The organism is Marinobacter shengliensis, from assembly GCF_003007715.1.
In the GTDB taxonomy this organism is placed as follows: domain Bacteria; phylum Pseudomonadota; class Gammaproteobacteria; order Pseudomonadales; family Oleiphilaceae; genus Marinobacter; species Marinobacter shengliensis.
The window spans coordinates 431,860-448,098 of sequence record NZ_PXNO01000021.1 but is presented as its reverse complement, the minus strand read 5'-3'; the positions used below and the strand labels follow the sequence as shown (position 1 = coordinate 448,098).

Genomic DNA, 16,239 nt, shown 5'->3' with positions numbered 1-16,239 from the left:
CCACTGTCAACCATACCTCGGTCTGGTCAATGGCGAACCCGGCTGATGTGGGTCACCGCCCGAATGTTGCGCACCCGGCGCATCACCCGCGCCAGGTGTTTACGGCCATTCACGTGAACCACCAGGCTGACAATACCGAACTTGGCATTCTGCTCCTCCACGTTAATCCGCTCGATGTTGCCATCGGCCATGGCAACAGCGTTGGCCATTTCTGCAATCACACCGCGCTGGCGCTCCAGCTCTACCCGCAGCTCCACTGAGAACTCATCGGTGATGTCTTTGGCCCATTTCAGGTGGGTCAGGCGGGCACGGCCTTCGTCGTCTTCCGGCAGACGGGAGCATGTGTCGGAATGAATGACCATGCCATTGCCGGAATCCATCATGCCGACCACCGGGTCGCCCGGAATCGGTTTGCAGCAGTTGGCAAAGCGCACCAGCATGCCTTCGGTACCGCGAATGGTCACCGCACCCTGTTTGTCGACCTCCACATTCTCCAGACTGGCCGGACCATCCAGCGCTTCATTGCCAGATACCAGCTGCCGCGCCACCAGGTAAGCCATGCGATTGCCCAGCCCGATATCGCCGATCAGGTCATCAAAACTGTTGACCTGATTGTGGTTCACCACGGCCTGTTTCTGGGCATCGCTAATGTCCGCCAGCTTGGCACCGAATCCTTTCAGGGACTTTTTCAGCAGGGTTCTGCCCAGCTCGATGGACTCTGCCCGCTTGCGGGTTTTCAACACATGTCGAATGCTGCTGCGGGCCTTACCGGTGACCACAAAGCTCAACCAGGCGGGGTTCGGCTTGGCGCCGGGCGCGGTGATGATCTCGACGGTCTGACCACTTTGCAGCGGCTGGCTCAGGGAGGCGAGGTTGCGGTTGATCCGGCAGGCAACCGCGGCGTTACCGATATCGGTGTGAATGGCGTAAGCGAAGTCAACCGATGTGGCGCCGCTGGGCAATTCCATGATGCGCCCTTTAGGCGTGAACACGTAGATTTCGTCAGGGAACAGGTCAACCTTTACGTGCTCGATGAACTCCATCGAGTCATCCGCCCGCTCCCGCATTTCCATCAACCCTTTCACCCATCGATCAACCCTGGACTGATTGATGTTGGTGACTCCGGAATCGTCGGTTTTGTACATCCAGTGCGCGGCAATCCCGTTATTGGCGATATGCTCCATTTCCTCGGTGCGGATCTGGATCTCGATGTTGACGTGCATCCCGAAAAGGGTTGTATGCAACGACTGGTAGCCGTTGGCCTTAGGCATGGCAATATAGTCTTTGAAGCGGCCCGGCAGCGGTTTGTAGAGGCTGTGCACGGCACCCAGAATACGGTAACAATCGTCTTCCGTGTCTGTGATGATCCGAAACGCATAGACATCCATGATTTCATGAAAGGATTTCTGTTTGAACTTCATCTTGTTGTAGATGGAGTTCAGGTGTTTCTCCCGGCCCTGAATGCGCCCGGGCAAACCACGTTCTTCCAGTTTCTCCTGCAGCTTGCCCCGAATCTCATCAATGATCTCCCGGTGGCTGCCCCGCAGCTTGTCGACCGCCTTGGAAATGTACTTGGACCGCATTGGGTACAGCGAGGAGAAACCAAGATCTTCCAGTTCTGTGGAGATGGCATGCATCCCGAGCCGGTTCGCAATCGGGGCATAGATATCCAGGGTTTCGGTGGCAATGCGCTGGCGCTTTTCATAGGGCATCGGCCCCAACGTGCGCATGTTGTGCAGGCGGTCTGCCAGTTTGACCAGGATTACCCGGATATCCTTGGCCATGGCCAGGGTCATTTTCTGGAAATTCTCGGCCTGGGCTTCGGCTCGGGAGCGGAATTCAATCTGGGTCAGTTTTGAGACACCGTCCACCAGCTCCGCGACGTCTTCACCGAACTGTTCTGTCAGTGCGTCTTTGGGAATTCCGGTGTCTTCAATGACATCGTGGAGCATGGCGGCCATCAGGCTTTGATGGTCCAGTCTCAGCTCGGCAAGGATATGGGCTACGGCCAGAGGGTGGGTAATGTAACGGTCGCCACTTTTACGCATCTGCCCTTCATGGGCCTGCTCCGCGTAATAGTAAGCCCTTCGCACCTGATTGATGCGACTGGTATCCAGATACGAACTGAGCTCTTTGGCCAGTTCTTCAACCGTTGCCTCTTCCGACACCGCGCCTCCAGTGTTCTCTGTTCGCCAGGGACAAAAAAGCCCGAATGCATGCATCCGGGCCTTTCCTTGTCCTTCCAGCAGGTTTCTATAGCTACACTATAAAACTGCGGTGACAGATTTCAATGGGTCTCAATCGCTGGCAGGTAAATGTACGCACTCCTGCCGTCGATTTTACTCGTCGTCGTCTTCGGTCAGCAGATCGCGAGTAACCTTACCTTCGGCGATTTCACGCAGGGCGATAACCGTCGGCTTGTCATTCTCTTCAGCTACCATAGGCTCTGAACCTTTGGTGGCAATCTGGCGGGCGCGCTTGGTGGCCAGCATGACCAACTGGAAGCGGTTATCAACGTTTTCCAGACAATCTTCAACGGTAACTCGTGCCATTATCTTCCCCGACAAAAAAGAATCACTGATTTAGCAGACCGCGTAGTTTACTGTCCCCGGTTCAATTTGTATACAGGGAAAACCAGATTCAATCCCGACTGACCAGACCCGCCAGCAGTTTGCCGTGGCGCAACTGTTGCACCGACATTTTCAGTCGCTGGGCGCGGGTGATGGCCAGCAGGTCAGCCAATGCCACGCCGAAATCGTCGTTCACCACCAGGTAGTCAAACTCGGCAGCGTGCCGACACTCTTCTTCCGCCTCTGCCAACCGGCGCTCGATCACCTCCGGCGCATCGGTGCCGCGGCCAATCAGGCGCTCACGCAGCACCTCCGCTGAGGGCGGCACAATAAAGATACCGACGCACTCGGGAACCAGGCGGCGAACTTGCTCGGCGCCCTGCCAGTCAATTTCCAGGATGACATCCCGACCTGTCGCCAGGGTCTCGCGGACCCACGCATGTGAGGTGCCGTAGTAATTGCCGAAAACATCGGCATGCTCCAGGAAATCGCCCTCGGCAATCATCGCCTCGAACTCATCACGGCTGACGAAGTGGTAATTCACGCCGTCTTGCTCGCCGGTGCGCATGGGCCGGGTGGTGTGAGACACCGACACACCCAGCTGCGAATCCTGACGGAGCATTTCCGCGACAAGGCTGGTTTTGCCCGCGCCCGAGGGAGCGGAAATTACAAACAGGGTACCCTGCTCACCGGCCTGGCTCATGGCTTACTGACTCCAAATACAGTTTGCGCAGCCCCGGGGGCCTGCGAGAAAGCGGTGAATTATACGGGGTTTGACTTATATGCGCATCCCGAGCCGTGTTCTACTGATAATATAGCGTGTTAAACCCGTACACCGGGGCCATCAGCCCCTCACCCTGAATCTGCCGATTAGTGGAAGCCCGGAATGGACAAACTCCTGATCATCATGGACCCGAAACACAAGCACCAGACCGCACTGAGCCGGGGTATTGAAATGGCCCGGGCAACCGGTGCCAGCCTCGAGATTGTGGCCTTCGTGCATGAATATCTCGACGCCCTCCCCTCCGACCCGGTGATTCAGAACAATGCTCGGACGGCACTGATCGAGTTACGCCAGGAATGGCTGGAGAAAATGCTGGCACTGGCAGACTGCGACGACCTGAACGTGGTCGCCCACACTGTCTGGGCCAAGCAGATTCACCAATGGATTAACGAGCATTGCGAACGCGAGAATATCAGCACCGTGGTGAAAACCGGGCATCGATCCGAGACGTTCCTGTACACACCCACCGACTGGCACCTGATTCGGGAATGCCCGGCGCCGGTGATGCTGGTGGCAGACAACAAATGGAAGAAAGCACACCCGATTCTGGCCGCCATTGACCTGAGCTCGGAGAAGCCGGTCAAACGGGCCCTGAACAACCGGATTATTGATCATGCCTGGCAGCTGGCCAAGGCCATGGATACCGAACTGCACCTGGTGCATGCGCTACACACGTCGGTGGTGCTGGCTGATCTGGACATCATTGATACCGCCGCCCATACACGCAAGCGCGAGGAAGAACTGAAGCCCAGAATCGAACACCTGCGCAACACCTGGCACCTGAACCCGGAGCAGGTTCACATTGTCGCTGGCCCGGCACAAAAAGTGATCCCGAGTGTCGCCAACAAAATCAAGGCTGATATGGTGGTCATGGGCACCACCGGCAAAACCGGTCTGGCGGCCAAAGTTATCGGCAATACGGCTGAGAAAGTGCTGACTCACCTGAGGACCGATCTCGTGGCCATTAAACCGGCCGAGAAGGATTAAGGCAGAAACGGGCCGACCTACTTCGGCCCGCGACAATCATTCAAGGTTTTGCACCTGTTCCCGCATTTGCTCGATCAAAACCTTGAGGTCCACCGCCGCGCGGGTAACCGCCGCGTCAATACTTTTACTGCTGAGGGTATTGGCTTCCCGGTTCAGTTCCTGCATCAGGAAATCCAGCCGCCGGCCGATGGCATCATCGTTTTTCAGGGTATCGGTCACTTCACTGATATGAGCCTCCAGCCGGTCCAGCTCCTCGGCCACATCACTCTTCTGCGCCAGCATCACCATTTCCTGGGCCACACGCTCCGGCTCCAGCTCCACTTTTGCTTTATCGAAGCGATCCCGCAGATTCTGCTCCTGGGCGGCCAGCAGCTGCGGCATTTTCTCCCGCACTTCTGCCACCAGCTTGCCCATGGTGGCCAGACGATCCTCAAATAACGGCCTCAAGCGCTCGCCCTCCCGTTCGCGAACGGACATCAGCTCTTGGACCGTGTCTTTGAAAAGGCCGGCAGCCGCCTCTTTCGCCGCGCTGTAGTCTTTCTCCGGCAAAGACATCACGCCAGGCCAACGCAGAATATCCAGTGCATTAATATGGGCCGGATTATCCAGAATGCGGTTGATGTGGTTGGCTGCCTCGTTCACCGCCTTGGCCATCTCATCGCTGATCTCGAAGCTCTGCACCTCGTTCTCGGCAGACTGCAGGCGCATGGAGATATCCACCTTGCCCCGCTTTAACCCCTGACTACGCAGCTCTTCTCGAAACCGGTTCTCCAGTTCCCTGAACGCCTCCGGCAAACGGAAAGACGGCTCCAGGTAGCGGTGATTTACGGTACGGATCTCACACGTGAGCGTACCCCAGTCACCCTGGGTATCCTTGCGGGCAAAAGCAGTCATGCTGCGGATCATATTGGCTCCATAACCGATGAACAGAAGCATCGAGTTTAACAGGGTATTTGCCCGGGCGGCGAACCCGACCAAAGATCACCCGGCAAGCCCACCGCCCCGTGCTTGCTACGTGTTATACTCGCGGACCTTTCACCGATTCCGACCGGCACCGCCCGGACATGTATTTTCATAAACAGGACACACTATGCGACCAAGTGGCAGAACGCCCGAGCAACCCAGAGACGTCCGCATCACCCGCAACTACACCCGCCATGCCGAAGGCTCGGTACTGGTAGAGTTCGGTGATACAAAAGTCATCTGTACCGCCTCTGTTGAGAACAAGGTACCGCCATTCCTGCGCGGTGAAGGCAAAGGCTGGATCACCGCCGAGTACGGCATGCTGCCCCGCTCCACCGGCAGCCGCATGGGCCGCGAAGCTGCCCGCGGCAAACAGGGTGGCCGCACCGTGGAAATCCAACGCCTGATCGGCCGCAGCCTGCGCGCTGCGGTAGACCTGAGCGCCCTGGGTGAACACTCCATCACCATCGACTGCGACGTTATCCAGGCCGACGGCGGCACCCGCACAGCGGCCATCACCGGTGGCTGCGTGGCATTGGTTGACGCCTTGAACCACCTGGTAGCCACCAAACGCCTGAAGAAATCTCCCCTTGTTCAAATGGTGGCAGCGGTCTCCGTTGGCGTTTACAAAGGCACGCCGGTAGCGGACCTGGACTATCCGGAGGATTCCGAAGCGGAAACCGATATGAACGTTATCATGACCGACAAGGGCGGCTTCATCGAGATTCAGGGAACTGCGGAAGGCTCACCGTTTGAGCAGTCAGAACTGGATTCGATGCTGGCGTTGGCGCGGAAGGCGATTGATCAGTTGTTTGAGCTTCAGAAAGCGGCGCTGGCTGAGTAAGTTAGACGCCAGATGCACAGGTAGCGGGTTCGGAGGGGGAGACCTTTCCGGGACCCTCTCCGGCCAAGGATGGTCGGAGCGGAGCGCACATGGGTGAGGCAAGGGTTTATGAAGCGCAGCTTCATGCGCAGACGAACGACAGCAATCTATGATTGCTGGCCGGACCCGCTTGCGGGGGCTCGTAGCGTGTCCCGGAAAGGTCTCCCCCTCCGGACACGCGGCCCCGCTTCTCAGAGGCCGATTTCGATGTCGTAATCCATGATCACCGGCGCGTGATCAGAGAAACGGGTGTCTTCATCAATCCAGCCATCACGGATGGTCTTGCGAATACCCGGCGTCAACAACTGATAATCCACCCGAATACCCGCCTTCTTGCGGGAACCCTCGGTTTGCTCTGGCCACCAGGTGAACTGATTGCTCTGCTTGTTGATTTCCCGGAAACCATCAATGCAGCCCATCTCATCAAACAGGCGATCAAGCCATGCACGCTCATGGGGCAGGAAACCGGAAAAATCCGTCTTGTGGTACAGCGGGCTGGCGTCCGTCACGTGGTGGGCGGTCTGCAGATTGGCGCAGAAAATAAACTGACGACGCTTGCGCAGGGTCTTCTGCATATGCAGGCCAAAGGCTTCCATGAACTCGTCTTTGTGGTCGAGCACGGTCAGGTCGTCTTCGCCAATCAGCTCGTCCTCCCGACCAAGGGCGCAGGGCGCCAGCACGCAGGCCACGGAGACCTTGTCGAAATCCGCCTGGATAAAGCGACCTTCGCGGTCTGCCTGCTCATTAGCAAACCCGTACATGATGGCCTTCGGAAAATGGCGAGTGTAGATACCCACACCACCGTGTTCGTTCAACTCACCATCAATAAAGTAAGCCTCATAGCCTTCCGGAATCAGGTTTTTGTCTTCTACTTCATAGGCACGCATGCGGTGGTCCTGCACACAGACGACATCAGCGTCCTGCTCTGCAAGCCAGTCAAAAAAACCCTTCTCAACGGCCTGTTCAAGACCATTGACGCTGATTGTAACTACCCGCATACATGTTCCCTGATTCGGTTTGTGTGTATGATACCGGTTTTACGCTTTAATTAAAGATCAAACCCCGCCAGAAGCCTTGCCATGCACGACTATCAGCAAAATTTTATCGAGTTTGCCATTGAGCGGAATGTTCTGCGCTTTGGAGAGTTCACGCTCAAATCCGGCCGAACCAGCCCCTACTTTTTCAACGCTGGGCTATTCAATACCGGAAACGACCTGTTACAGCTAAGCAAAGCCTATGCCGCAGCCATCGAACGCAGCGGCCTGAATTATGACATTATTTTCGGCCCCGCCTATAAGGGCATTCCGTTGGCCACAGTGACCGCTATGGCCCTTGCAACAGACGGTAACAGCAAACCGTTTGCCTTCAATCGCAAAGAAAAGAAAGATCATGGTGAGGGTGGCAATATTGTCGGCGCCCCACTACAAGGTAAGGTACTGATTGTGGATGACGTAATCACTGCCGGCACCGCCATTCGGGAATCCATCGACCTCATTCGTGCCGCTGGCGCGGAGCCCGCCGGCGTGCTGATTGCGTTGGACCGGCAGGAGAAAGGCAATGGCGAGTTATCCGCCATCCAGGAAGTGGAGCAGGAATTCGGCATCCCCGTTGTCAGCATCATTCGTCTTGAGCAGGTACTGGACTACCTGAAGTCCAATCCGGAGTTTGCCGGTCACGCGGAAACAGTGGCCAGCTACCGGGACCGTTACGGAGTCTGACCATGCACCACCGTGTGTCCAAATCAACGGTTATTGCCAGCCTGGCCGCAGCAGGACTGCTGCTGTCCGCCAGTGTGCAGGCCAATATGTATCGTTACACGGATGACAACGGTCAACTGGTGATCAGTAGCACCATCCCGCAGGAGGCTACCAAACGCGGCTACGACATCCTCAGCACCAATGGCCGGGTGATTGAAACCATTCCACCCGCCCCCACAGCCGAGGAAATCGCCGCCCGGGAAGCGGAAAAAGAGCGCCAACGTCAGGCCGAGATTCAACAGGAGCAGGATCGCCAGCTGTTGAAGCGCTTCAGCCATCCAGACCAGGCTGTTCGCGCCATGCATCGGAAGATTCGCGAGCTGGAAGGGATCATCCAGTTAAAGCGCGGCAATATTTCCGTGATTTCCAGTCAACTTGACAACGAGCAAAGCCGGGCAGCCGATATGGAGCGGGCCGGCAGGGATATTCCGGAAGCTACCCTGGAACGGATTCGTCGGCTGGAGTCACAGATCCGTGACGTGGAACGGGAGATTGCCGCCCAACAACAAGACATCAGTGCGATGAAAAAGGAATTTGAGGCGGATATCAAAAGATTGGAAGTCGTTACTGGCCAGGAGCGGACACTCCCCCTGGAGCCGGAATAAACGTTTGTGTTAGCGGAAATGACAAAGGGCGCTCACCAGAGCGCCCTTTGTAGTTACAGCTCGCCGTTATGATCAGGCGGAAGCTGTTTCCTTCTTGGCTGCCGTCTTGCGAGCCGCAGGCTTACGAGCGGCCGGCTTCTTGGCAGTGACTGACTTCTTGGCATCCTGGGCTGCTTCCGCAACGTCTTCGGCGGCGCCGGAAACGGCGTCAGCGCCTTCTGCAGCTTCTTTCTCCAGCTTGGCAACCAGTTCGGCCGCAAAGTTGCCGAAACGGCTGTTCAGGCTACGCAGCTGCTCGAACAGGTTCTCGGAGTAACCAGTGTAACGCTTGCGCAGGGTCTTGACGCTGTATTCGCGGGCTTCCGCTTCCAGCTTCTCTGCGTAATCGAACGGCTTGGAAGCCAGCTTCTTCTGCTGCTCTTCCGCGGCGTTGATGCCTTTCTCAACGATGTCCTGCAGTTGTTCCTGGTAGGATTTAAGTTTACCCATGGTAGTTCTCCTTGATATTAGGATCGTTTCGGCACCACAAGCCCTCGCTTCTGCGTGCCTTTGGTAACTTTCACCTGCCAAGGTACGGATAAAAATTAGAATGTTCATACTAAAACCAGTTTTCGGTTTTTACAGATTGTTCACTTGATCGAAAGGTAGCGGCTGGCATAATCGCATCTTGTTTCAGGTAGCCCGTCTCCCGGTTTTATTCAGGCTCCATACGATCAGTAACCAGAGAGCCTTCCACGGCTCCGTATGCGAGTTGACCATGAAAATTCTACTGCCACCCCTGCCCGGCCAGGCTGCGCTTTGCCTTCTGATTATTGCCCTTTCCTCCATGATCACTGGCTGTCAGGAAGACACTCGCGCCAGCAAACTCGACACACAGCGCGCCTCGGAAGTCTCAGATGCCCGGCTGAAACAAGCACAATCAAACCTCCTGGCCACACTGGGGCAATCGCCCACGGCAAAGGAGAGTCAGTATCCTGCGGATAATACCGGAAGCCCCCGCACCCTGGCCTGGAACCCACCGATGACCCGCGAAGATGGCTCGTCACTGGCACCGGGCCAGATCTCTGGGTATCGCATCTATTACCGGATGAAGCACAAGAATGATTTCAATATCATTCCGCTGAACGATGCCAGCACAACCCGTTACCGCCTTGAGGACATGCCCCCCGGCGCCTACGAGTTCTCGATTACGACGGTCGATGTGGATGGGCTTGAAAGCCGACGCTCAGACCCGGTGGAAGTCAACCTGATCTGAGCGCAAAGGAAAGGTGCCAGGTTACCAGCGGAAGATCACCCAGCTTGGAATCAGCAGGTCAGACTCAGTGTCCTGTATCCAGCCACCACCAGATGGCACCAGGTAGTATTCGGGCCCGACGTTAGGCACCACCTTGATTTCCATAAGCTGGCCATTCACGCGGTATTCATAGAACACTTCATTCTCCCCCGGCCGGATCACAATTTCCGGCCCGCCTTCCGGGGGCTGGTAATCGGAAATAACCACAGGCTCCTGGGGCGTGACCACCGGGGTGGCATCCAGCGAGCCTTCTTGCTGCGCCATCACCGGTAATGACACAAGCCCAGCCAACATGGCGGAACAGGCGATTCGTTTCATTTTCGTGGTACCCTTTCGTTCATCTTTCTGGCTAGAGTTGCACAAGCCAACCCACGCTTCAATCAGATTCCGGACCGGCTTTGATATGACTGAGAAAAAGACCCCACCCGTGGTTCTTGTTGACGGATCGTCCTACCTGTTTCGCGCTTACCATGCGCTGCCACCACTGACTACCAGCAAAAACCATCCGACCGGAGCCATCAAGGGCGTTATCAGCATGCTTCGGCGTCTTGAGCAGGATTTCCCCGGCTCCAAGGTGGTGGTGGTGTTCGATGCCAAAGGCAAAACCTTCCGCCATGACATCTATGAAGAGTACAAGGCCAACCGGCCACCTATGCCGGAAGATCTGGCCGTTCAGATCGAACCGATCCACGAAATCGTCCGCGCCATGGGGCTCCCCCTATTGATTGTTCCGGGCGTGGAGGCCGATGACGTCATTGGCACCCTGGCCTACGAAGCCACCAGCAAGGGTATCGATGTGGTGGTCTCCACCGGCGACAAAGACATGGCCCAGCTGGTGAGCGATCACGTGACCCTGATCAATACCATGACTGAAACCGCCATGGATCGGGAGGGGGTGATCGAGAAATTCGGGGTGACCCCGGAACAGATCATCGACTACCTGGCCTTGGTGGGTGACAAGGTGGATAACATTCCGGGCGTGAACAAATGTGGCCCGAAAACCGCGGTGAAATGGCTGCAGACTTACAACGATCTCGACAACCTGATCGAACACGCCGACGAGATCAAAGGCAAGATCGGTGAATACCTGCGGGAAGCCACCGGCACCCTGCCCCTGAGCCGGGAACTGGCCACCATACGCCTGGATGTCGACCTGGACTTCGGCCTGGAAGATCTGCAGGAGCGGGAACAGGACGACAATTCCCTGCTGGAACTGTTCAAGGAATACGAATTCCGAAGCTGGATTGCTGAGTTGGAGAACACCGAAGGTTCCGCCAGCGACCAACGTGAGCGCTCCACCGAGCAGGAATCCGCAAAACCGGCAGAGAAACAGTATTCCGTGGTTACCGAGCAGGAAGAGCTGGATACCTGGCTGCAACGACTGAAAGCCGCCGACCAATTCGCTTTCGACACCGAAACCACCAGCCTGCGCTATATGGACGCCGAAATCGTGGGTGTGTCTTTTGCTATCGAGCCGGGGGAAGCGGCCTATGTACCTCTGGGCCACGATTACATGGGGGCACCGGATCAACTGGACCGCGACCATGTGCTCAACCAGCTCAAACCCCTGCTGGAAAGCCCGGACGTGAACAAGATCGGCCAGAACCTGAAGTACGACAAGAACGTGCTCGCCAACCATGGTATCCAGCTGGAGGGCATCGGCGACGACACCATGGTGGAGTCCTATGTACTCAACTCAGTGGCCACCCGCCACGACATGGATAGCCTGGCCCTAGAATACCTCGGTGAGCAGACCATCACCTACGAATCCATCGCCGGCAAGGGCGCCAAGCAGCTCACCTTCAACCAGATTAATCTGGAGAAAGCAGGCCCCTACGCAGCCGAAGACGCCGACATTACCCTTCGCCTGCACCAGATTTTGAGCCCGAAACTGAAAGAAACCGGCAAGCTGGAATCGGTGTACCGGGAGATCGACCTGCCGCTGGTACCGGTGCTGTCACGCATGGAACAAAGAGGCACTCTGATTAGCGCCAGCACCCTGCGCCAGCACAGCCAGGAACTGGCCGAGCGCATGGCGGAACTGGAGAAAGAGGCCCACGAGGTGGCCGGCGAAAGCTTCAACCTGGGCTCCACCAAGCAGCTGCAGGCCATTCTGTACGACAAGTTCGGCCTGCGCGTGATCAAGAAAACTCCGAAGGGTGCACCCTCCACCGCCGAGCCAGTATTGCAGGAACTGGCCCATGAACACGAACTGCCCCGACTGATTGTAGAGCACCGCAGCCTGAGCAAGTTGAAGTCCACCTACACGGACACCCTGCCAGAGCTGATCCATCACCGCACCGGCCGTGTACACACCTCCTACCATCAGGCGGTGACTGCCACGGGGCGCCTGTCGTCCTCCGAGCCGAACCTGCAGAACATTCCTATCCGCACTCCGGAAGGCCGCCGCATTCGCCAGGCCTTCATCGCGCCGGAAGGCTACAAACTGTTGGCGGCGGACTATTCCCAGATAGAGCTGCGAATCATGGCGCATCTGTCTGGCGACAAGGGCCTGCTGAGGGCCTTCGAACATGGTGAAGACATTCACAAAGCCACCGCCGCCGAGGTCTTCGGCGTGAGCCTGATCGAGGTCAGCTCCGACCAACGCCGCAGCGCCAAAGCCATCAACTTTGGCCTTATCTACGGCATGTCTGCTTTCGGCCTGGCCCGCCAGCTGGAGGTCGACCGCAAGACCGCCCAGGAATACATCGACCGCTATTTCGAACGTTACCCGGGCGTACTCAAATACATGGATAACATCCGCAAACAGGCCCACGACGATGGCTACGTGGAAACCCTGTACGGCCGCCGCCTGTACCTGCCGGAGATCAACGCCCGGAACAAACAGCTGCAACAGGCTGCCGAGCGCACCGCAATCAACGCGCCCATGCAGGGGACCGCTGCCGACATAATCAAGCGGGCGATGATCGATGTGGACCAGTGGCTGCACACAGAGCATGCCGACGATGCCTGGATGACCATGCAGGTGCACGATGAACTGATCATCGAAGTGCGGGAAGAGGCTCTGGAGACCGTGCGCAAGGGCCTGGTGCAGCGAATGCAGGCTGCCGCCAAGCTGGACGTACCGTTACTGGTAGAAGCCGGCACTGGCGACAACTGGGACCAAGCTCACTAGACCTGAAACCTAACCCGATAACGCCCTGTTTTTGTTCATTTTCACTGGAAAAGCACAATGACAGGGCACCCTTCCCCCTTCACTCCGCCTTCCCGCTACGTTCAAGCGCCTCCCGATCACGGCACGAAAACTGCACAGATCTGAGGGTCTGGGCTCTTTGATGCCCTATGCCGTGACAGCGATGCGAGGCCTTTCCATGAATTCCGTAGCGAATGAACGCAACTGGTTATTCGACCCATCCCACCTGAAACTGGTGCAACAGTGCCGCCGGCTGATTCAGTCTGAATTCGGGGTAAAGCTCCACCTGAACGAAGACCACCTTGCGGAGCACTTGGCTGAATACGCAGGTAAAACCCGATCGAAGCATCTGGTGCATACCTGGGAAGCGCTTAAACAGAGGGTGCCGGAGCTGGGGCAGATAGATGCAGCGCCAGCCGCTGCCAAAACTTATCGCGGGCAGGAGATTGCTGGTTCAGAGGAGGAGGCAGGCGGGGAAGAGGCCCGACCACGGAAGAAACAGGTTATCTATCGTGGTCAGGTGGTAGGCTGACCCGGACTGGCCGGATCAGCTATCGAGAAGGACAGCCGCTTAGAAGGCCTTGCTGAACTCGATGGCGGCGCTCCAGGCGCTCAGGTCGTATTCCGCCTGATAGTTGGATGCACCGAAGTTCGGATCTTGCTGAGTCGGATTCTCATGCTGATAGAACACTTCGTCTACTTTGGCGTTGCCGTCAAAAATCAGGGTCCCGACTGCTGCATCAACCGTCCAGCCACTATTGACGTCTTTCCACTGGGTTCCCAGTGTCAGCCAGTGACGATCCGTTGACGGAATACGGGCGGTAACGTACTCACCAACTGGTGATTCGTCATAGGCATAGCCTGCTTTGAAAGCCCAGGCCGGGGTAGCTTGCCATATCCCACCAACATTGAATTGCCAGGTATTACCCCACTTTTCCGTAGTGTGGCTAATCACCGCACCCGGAACGCCCGCGATCTCTCCATTAGGGTCACGGCTAATGATGTCCAGTTCCTCGAAGCGACTCCAGCGAGAGTATGTTGCACCCGCCAACAGGGTTACATCATCTGTCAGTTTATGGCGCGCCCCCACAGTAATGCTCTCGGGAATCGCCAGGGGCACCTCAACCTTTTCATTCAGGGTTGTTGTTACTCCAGGCATACCTGGGACGGGAACACCCGTCACCTCCATATCACCCTTAAGGTTGAGTTCTGTACCGGTTTGCGCCGTCATGCCAAACTGGGTTTTGTCAGACAGTTCGTACAGGAAACCAACGCGAAAGGTCACACCAATATCATCGCCTTCTATGTCAGCGTAGGGTTCTGCGCCGACCGGGAGCGGCTCCGCACTCGGCCCAAGATCCTGATTCCTGGTAAGCCGGCCCTCAGCATAGATGATATTCAGCCCGGCACCCATGGACAGGCCCTGACCATTGTTAACGGCGATCGAGGGTGTAAACGCAATGGCGGTTAACTCGGTTTTGTCCGCAAAAAACCGCCCCACAAAATCATCCTCGTAGTCACCGGCCAGCCCGTAGGGAGCATGAATACCAAAACCGACGTCTACTGAATCACTCACCTCATGGGCCAAGTAGAAATTAGGCAGCCACGCGCCATCGGCTATATCCCCGCCCCGGCCAGCCGGGGTGACAGGATTACCGGATATCCGAGTGGCAGACGCCCCGCCCTTTGCCTCTGCATCAATGTCGAGGTAGGCCGCACCAAACGAAATATTGGTCCCAGACAACTGGCTCATGCCAGCGGGGTTAAAGAATACAATAGTGGCATTCTCGGGGTTAGCCGCCGCACCGGCATTAGCAGTGCCCATGGCACTGGCGCTCTGCTCGTTCAGGGCGAATCCGCCGGCCAAAACAGTGGCTGGGGCGGCGAGAGCTGTCACGGTAGCGAAGCGGATGGCCTTTACGAGGGCATTGGTATTCTTGTGCATGCTGTCTCCTTTGTTAGTCGCGCGCGGAGTATACGCAGGGCAGCACAATGGCCTCAAATGCCAAAACTACTGGTTGCAGGCACTAACAAAGTACGACTTTGGTATTAAGGCGGCCCCGGACAGGGCCGCCTGGAAGGAGGATCGCTGTTCGGTTTCGATCAATCGTCCTGAATGGTGAGCTTGTCGACCGAAGATGACAGCTTGTCGGCACCCTGGGCATCGGCACCGAGCTTGATCATCAGGCGCAGGTCGTTCGCGGAATCCGCGTGGGCCAAAGCGTCTTCATAGGTGATGGAGCCTTCGGCGTACAGCCGGTACAACGCCTGGTCAAAGGTCTGCATGCCGGATTCGTTGGACTTGGCCATCAACTCTTTGAGTTTGTGCACTTCGGCTTTCCGAATCAGGTCCGCCACCAGCGGCGTGTTGATCAATACTTCGATTACGGCCTTGCGGCCTTTGCCATCCGGCGTCGGCACCAATTGCTGAGCCACGATGGCGCGGAGGTTCAGGGAAAGGTCCATCCAGATCTGGTTGTGCTGTTCCGGCGGGAAGAACTGGATAATCCGGTCCAGGGCCTGGTTGGCGTTGTTAGCGTGCAGGGTGGCCAGACACAGGTGGCCGGTTTCTGCGAACTGTACCGAATACTCCATGGTCTGGCGGGTACGCACCTCACCAATCAGGATTACGTCCGGCGCCTGTCGCAGAGTGTTTTTCAGGGCCACCTCGAAGCTTTCGGTGTCGATACCCACTTCCCGCTGGGTGACGATGCAACCCTGGTGCTGGTGCACGAATTCAATCGGGTCTTCGATGGAGATGATGTGGCCGCGGCTGTTGCGGTTACGGTGGCCGAGCATGGCGGCCAGGGAGGTGGACTTACCGGTACCGGTGGCGCCCACAAACATGATCAGGCCACGCTTGGTCATGGCCAGATCTTTGACGATCTCGGGCAGCGCCAGGTCGTCAATCTGGGGAATTTTCACTTCAATCCGTCGCAATACCATGCCGCACAGGTTGCGCTGGAAGAACGCTGACACGCGGAAACGGCCAATGCCCCGGGCACTGATGGCGAAGTTACATTCGTGGGTTTCTTCGAATTCGGCGCGCTGTTTGTCGTTCATGGCGCCGTAGACAAACTCCCTCGTCTGCTCCGGCGTCAGCGCGTTCTTGGTGACCGGGAGCACTTTCCCGTTTACCTTCATGCTCGGCGGCACACCCGCTGTAATAAACAGGTCCGAACCGCCTTTCTCCACCATCAGCCGTAACAGTTTTTCGAATTCCATTTGTCTACCTATACCGT

The 16,239-nt window shown here is 57.0% G+C and carries 16 protein-coding genes; 7 read left to right on the top strand and 9 right to left on the bottom strand.

The window, feature by feature from the left end; all coding sequences use genetic code 11:
* Positions 1–26: 26 nt before the first annotated feature.
* From C7H10_RS08195 to gmk, 3 genes are all read right to left on the bottom strand, one after another.
* A complete protein-coding gene (locus tag C7H10_RS08195) occupies positions 27–2,168 on the bottom strand; it encodes a RelA/SpoT family protein (RefSeq protein ID WP_106694460.1) in 2,142 nt (713 codons plus the stop codon).
* 171 nt (positions 2,169–2,339) lie between these two features.
* Positions 2,340–2,552 (bottom strand): DNA-directed RNA polymerase subunit omega, encoded by a 213-nt coding sequence (rpoZ, locus tag C7H10_RS08190; protein ID WP_058091993.1) that lies wholly within the window; start codon positions 2,550–2,552, stop codon positions 2,340–2,342.
* An 88-nt stretch (positions 2,553–2,640) separates the two neighbouring features.
* Positions 2,641–3,273: a guanylate kinase gene (gmk, locus tag C7H10_RS08185; protein ID WP_106694459.1), complete on the bottom strand. Its 633-nt coding sequence runs from the start codon at positions 3,271–3,273 to the stop codon at positions 2,641–2,643.
* A 183-nt stretch (positions 3,274–3,456) separates the two neighbouring features.
* Between gmk and C7H10_RS08180 the strand changes: the two genes are divergently transcribed.
* Positions 3,457–4,341: a universal stress protein gene (locus C7H10_RS08180; RefSeq protein WP_106694458.1), complete on the top strand. Its 885-nt coding sequence runs from the start codon at positions 3,457–3,459 to the stop codon at positions 4,339–4,341.
* A 36-nt stretch (positions 4,342–4,377) separates the two neighbouring features.
* Here C7H10_RS08180 and C7H10_RS08175 read toward each other — a convergent pair whose 3' ends face one another.
* Positions 4,378–5,247 (bottom strand): YicC/YloC family endoribonuclease, encoded by an 870-nt coding sequence (locus C7H10_RS08175; RefSeq protein WP_106694457.1) that lies wholly within the window; start codon positions 5,245–5,247, stop codon positions 4,378–4,380.
* A 184-nt stretch (positions 5,248–5,431) separates the two neighbouring features.
* Between C7H10_RS08175 and rph the strand changes: the two genes are divergently transcribed.
* Positions 5,432–6,148, top strand: coding sequence for a ribonuclease PH (gene rph, locus C7H10_RS08170; protein WP_106694456.1), 717 nt, complete (start codon positions 5,432–5,434; stop codon positions 6,146–6,148).
* 230 nt (positions 6,149–6,378) lie between these two features.
* Here the strand turns inward: rph and C7H10_RS08165 are convergent, their stop codons facing one another.
* A complete protein-coding gene (locus tag C7H10_RS08165) occupies positions 6,379–7,185 on the bottom strand; it encodes an exodeoxyribonuclease III (RefSeq protein ID WP_106694455.1) in 807 nt (268 codons plus the stop codon).
* Positions 7,186–7,266: 81 nt separating this feature from the next.
* Here C7H10_RS08165 and pyrE point away from each other — a divergent pair, with 81 nt between their 5' ends.
* Together pyrE and C7H10_RS08155 are read left to right on the top strand one after the other, a co-directional pair.
* Entirely contained in the window at positions 7,267–7,905 is a 639-nt protein-coding gene (gene pyrE, locus C7H10_RS08160; protein WP_061332566.1) for an orotate phosphoribosyltransferase, read from the top strand.
* 2 nt (positions 7,906–7,907) lie between these two features.
* Positions 7,908–8,549: a DUF4124 domain-containing protein gene (locus tag C7H10_RS08155; protein ID WP_106694454.1), complete on the top strand. Its 642-nt coding sequence runs from the start codon at positions 7,908–7,910 to the stop codon at positions 8,547–8,549.
* Positions 8,550–8,621: 72 nt separating this feature from the next.
* Here C7H10_RS08155 and C7H10_RS08150 read toward each other — a convergent pair whose 3' ends face one another.
* Positions 8,622–9,038, bottom strand: a complete 417-nt coding sequence (locus tag C7H10_RS08150; protein WP_061332564.1) for a hypothetical protein — start codon at positions 9,036–9,038, stop codon at positions 8,622–8,624.
* A 268-nt stretch (positions 9,039–9,306) separates the two neighbouring features.
* Here C7H10_RS08150 and C7H10_RS08145 point away from each other — a divergent pair, with 268 nt between their 5' ends.
* Complete coding sequence (locus C7H10_RS08145) at positions 9,307–9,804, top strand: fibronectin type III domain-containing protein (protein WP_106694453.1); 498 nt, start codon at positions 9,307–9,309, stop codon at positions 9,802–9,804.
* Positions 9,805–9,825: 21 nt separating this feature from the next.
* Here the strand turns inward: C7H10_RS08145 and C7H10_RS08140 are convergent, their stop codons facing one another.
* Positions 9,826–10,161 carry a DUF2782 domain-containing protein gene (locus C7H10_RS08140; RefSeq protein WP_061332562.1) on the bottom strand — a complete coding sequence of 112 codons (336 nt, stop codon included), beginning with the start codon at positions 10,159–10,161 and terminating at the stop codon, positions 9,826–9,828.
* An 85-nt stretch (positions 10,162–10,246) separates the two neighbouring features.
* Here C7H10_RS08140 and polA point away from each other — a divergent pair, with 85 nt between their 5' ends.
* Positions 10,247–12,979, top strand: a complete 2,733-nt coding sequence (gene polA, locus C7H10_RS08135) for a DNA polymerase I (RefSeq protein ID WP_106694533.1) — start codon at positions 10,247–10,249, stop codon at positions 12,977–12,979.
* 196 nt (positions 12,980–13,175) lie between these two features.
* The gene (locus tag C7H10_RS08130) at positions 13,176–13,529 is read left to right on the top strand and encodes a hypothetical protein (protein ID WP_106694532.1); all 354 of its coding nucleotides are present in this window, start codon (positions 13,176–13,178) and stop codon (positions 13,527–13,529) included.
* A gap of 39 nt (positions 13,530–13,568) precedes the next feature.
* Here the strand turns inward: C7H10_RS08130 and C7H10_RS08125 are convergent, their stop codons facing one another.
* On the bottom strand, positions 13,569–14,942 hold the full coding sequence (locus tag C7H10_RS08125; RefSeq protein ID WP_106694452.1) for an OmpP1/FadL family transporter: 1,374 nt from the start codon (positions 14,940–14,942) through the stop codon (positions 13,569–13,571).
* A 158-nt stretch (positions 14,943–15,100) separates the two neighbouring features.
* On the bottom strand, positions 15,101–16,222 hold the full coding sequence (locus C7H10_RS08120; protein WP_061332594.1) for a PilT/PilU family type 4a pilus ATPase: 1,122 nt from the start codon (positions 16,220–16,222) through the stop codon (positions 15,101–15,103).
* Between the last annotated feature and the right edge of the window lie 17 nt (positions 16,223–16,239).

Bases quoted from the DNA above. Each gene is read 5' to 3' on its own strand.
- rpoZ (WP_058091993.1), bottom strand. From the start codon at position 2,552: ATGGCACGAGTTACCGTTGAAGATTGTCTGGAAAACGTTGATAACCGC.
- gmk (WP_106694459.1), bottom strand. From the start codon at position 3,273: ATGAGCCAGGCCGGTGAGCAGGGTACCCTGTTTGTAATTTCCGCTCCC.
- C7H10_RS08180 (WP_106694458.1), top strand. From the start codon at position 3,457: ATGGACAAACTCCTGATCATCATGGACCCGAAACACAAGCACCAGACC.
- C7H10_RS08175 (WP_106694457.1), bottom strand. From the start codon at position 5,247: ATGATCCGCAGCATGACTGCTTTTGCCCGCAAGGATACCCAGGGTGAC.
- rph (WP_106694456.1), top strand. From the start codon at position 5,432: ATGCGACCAAGTGGCAGAACGCCCGAGCAACCCAGAGACGTCCGCATC.
- C7H10_RS08165 (WP_106694455.1), bottom strand. From the start codon at position 7,185: ATGCGGGTAGTTACAATCAGCGTCAATGGTCTTGAACAGGCCGTTGAG.
- pyrE (WP_061332566.1), top strand. From the start codon at position 7,267: ATGCACGACTATCAGCAAAATTTTATCGAGTTTGCCATTGAGCGGAAT.
- C7H10_RS08155 (WP_106694454.1), top strand. From the start codon at position 7,908: ATGCACCACCGTGTGTCCAAATCAACGGTTATTGCCAGCCTGGCCGCA.
- C7H10_RS08150 (WP_061332564.1), bottom strand. From the start codon at position 9,038: ATGGGTAAACTTAAATCCTACCAGGAACAACTGCAGGACATCGTTGAG.
- C7H10_RS08145 (WP_106694453.1), top strand. From the start codon at position 9,307: ATGAAAATTCTACTGCCACCCCTGCCCGGCCAGGCTGCGCTTTGCCTT.
- C7H10_RS08140 (WP_061332562.1), bottom strand. From the start codon at position 10,161: ATGAAACGAATCGCCTGTTCCGCCATGTTGGCTGGGCTTGTGTCATTA.
- polA (WP_106694533.1), top strand. From the start codon at position 10,247: ATGACTGAGAAAAAGACCCCACCCGTGGTTCTTGTTGACGGATCGTCC.
- C7H10_RS08130 (WP_106694532.1), top strand. From the start codon at position 13,176: ATGAATTCCGTAGCGAATGAACGCAACTGGTTATTCGACCCATCCCAC.
- C7H10_RS08125 (WP_106694452.1), bottom strand. From the start codon at position 14,942: ATGCACAAGAATACCAATGCCCTCGTAAAGGCCATCCGCTTCGCTACC.
- C7H10_RS08120 (WP_061332594.1), bottom strand. From the start codon at position 16,222: ATGGAATTCGAAAAACTGTTACGGCTGATGGTGGAGAAAGGCGGTTCG.